Origin of the sequence: Arthrobacter sp. 2RAF6, assembly GCF_052115205.1 — a bacterium.
Lineage (GTDB): Bacteria > Actinomycetota > Actinomycetes > Actinomycetales > Micrococcaceae > Arthrobacter.
The window spans coordinates 1-2,043 of sequence record NZ_JBFRGF010000083.1 but is presented as its reverse complement, the minus strand read 5'-3'; the positions used below and the strand labels follow the sequence as shown (position 1 = coordinate 2,043).

2 protein-coding genes and 1 pseudogene are annotated in these 2,043 nt (G+C 65.7%); all 3 read left to right on the top strand.

Going from position 1 to position 2,043, the window contains the following annotated elements; all coding sequences use genetic code 11:
• Positions 1 to 400: pseudogene (locus tag AB4Z38_RS25510) on the top strand (hypothetical protein); the annotation flags it as partial.
• A gap of 79 nt (positions 401 to 479) precedes the next feature.
• Positions 480 to 1,232 carry an SDR family NAD(P)-dependent oxidoreductase gene (locus tag AB4Z38_RS25505; RefSeq protein WP_441432306.1) on the top strand — a complete coding sequence of 251 codons (753 nt, stop codon included), beginning with the start codon at positions 480 to 482 and terminating at the stop codon, positions 1,230 to 1,232.
• Positions 1,233 to 1,468: 236 nt separating this feature from the next.
• The coding region (locus AB4Z38_RS25500; RefSeq protein WP_441432305.1) for a family 1 glycosylhydrolase at positions 1,469 to 2,043 on the top strand (575 nt) is incomplete at its 3' end.

Sequence of the window (2,043 nt, the reverse complement as noted above, 5' to 3'; positions counted from 1 at the left end):
GGCTAGCGAGCTGGTCTCCGGCGACTGGGACCCTGCCGGGGCGGCGCGTCTGGTCCTCACGGAGGAGACCACCGTCCGCCTCCTCCTCGCCCTCGAAGCCGAGGCCCCGAACCCCGAGCACCCGGCACACCAGTACATGAAGAAGCACAACGAGAACGCCATCCTGGCCTACGCCGCGGCGATCAAGCGGCGACAGGGCGAAGGGCGAGCCCGGCCCGGCCTTGACCCGAAGAGCACCGCCCGACAGATGATGGCGCTCTGGAGCGGCCTCCGGGCCCAGTGGCTCATCGACCCCTCATTCGATTTCCCCAACGAGSTCGCACAGGCCTTCCGCGCCCTCACCGGCGAGGCCGCCATGGACACGAAGAGAAAGATCGAAGAGCTTATCGCGACGATCTGAACAAATCACTACCCGCACCCACCCCCGTGCCGCGGGAATCTGAACCCGCGAACTACCGCAAAGATGCAAAGGAATCAGCATGACAACAGAAGCCCGGTTCRCCGGWAAGACCGTCATCGTTACCGGGGCTGGCTCCGGCATCGGACGAGCGACCGCCGTCCGCCTCGCCGAGGAGGGCGCCCGGCTCGTCGCCTCCGATGTGTTCGCCGAGCGACTCGACGAACTCAAGGCATCGCTCCCCGGASYAGACGTCAGGACCATCACAGGGGACGTCTCCGACCTGCGAACGGTCGACGCGATCGCCGAAGCTTGCGAAGGCCGACTCCACGGGTTGGCGAACGTCGCCGGAATCATGGATGGCTTCCTCCCTGTCGGTGAGCTCGACGACGAGACGTGGGACCGGGTAATGCGCGTCAACGTCACCGCGCCGATGCGTCTGACCCGCGCCGCCCTGCCTATGCTCATCGAGGCAGGCGGCGGCTCGATTGTGAATGTCGCCTCCGAAGCCGCGCTCCGAGGCTCCGCGGCGGGTGCCGCTTACACGGCATCGAAGCACGCGGTCATCGGACTGACCAAAAACACGGCGTTCATGTACGGTCCGCAAGGCGTGCGGRCCAACGCCGTGGCCCCSGGTGCGGTCGCCACGAACATCGAAGCRGCGGTCCGCAGCGAATTCGCAGCCAGCCGGATCTTCCCGTTGATGCAGGCAATCGGCTCCCCCGTCGCGGACGCGGAAAGGCTCGCCGCAGCGATTACCTGGCTGTTGAGCGATGACTCGCTCAACGTGAACGGAGCCATCCTGCCCAGCGACGGCGGATGGTCAGCCGCCTAAGCAGGCAATTTGCCAGCGCTGCAATTGAAAGGATTCAAGCTGGCGGCTGGACCACGGGCCAAAAACGTGTCCTGCCCAGTGTGGAGTGAATGCGCCTTCAGCCCGCATGTCCCCCGCCCTAAGTCGTCGGCGGACCAGGGTTCCYTCCGCCCGCGGCTGCACCTTATCCACRTCTTCCGAARCTACGAATCCCGAACAACGATTCCGCGGCCGCGCCGCGGAGAAAGGACCTGACTATGAACAACTTCCCGCCYGGCTTCCTCTGGGGCGCCTCYACCGCACCTCACCAGATCGAGGGCAACAACATCAACAGCGACTGGTGGATCCAAGAGCAGACCGTCCCCGGCATGGAACCCAGCGGCGACGCCATCGACAGCTATCACCGTTACGCCGAGGACATGAAGCTGCTCGCCGACGCGGGCCTCAACTCCTACCGCTTCGGGATCGAATGGGCCCGGATCGAACCGCTGCCTGGCCGGTTCTCCCGCGCCGAGCTCGCCCACTACCGCCGGATGATCGACACCGCCCTCGGACTCGGGCTCACACCGGTCGTGACCCTGAACCACTTCACCACCCCGCAGTGGTTTGCCGAAGAAGGGGGATGGCTGGGAGAGAGGGCGATCGAGAGGTTCACCTCCTATGTGGCCGAAGCAACCACGATCCTGGACGGGGTGCCTTGGGTGATTACTTTCAACGAGCCGAACATGCTCGCCATGATGGCCACCATGCGCCGGATGATGACGGCCGCCCCCGACGCCCAGCAGGACTGGCAGAGCCCCACCGTTGACCAGGATCCCCGGCCCCAGCTGCC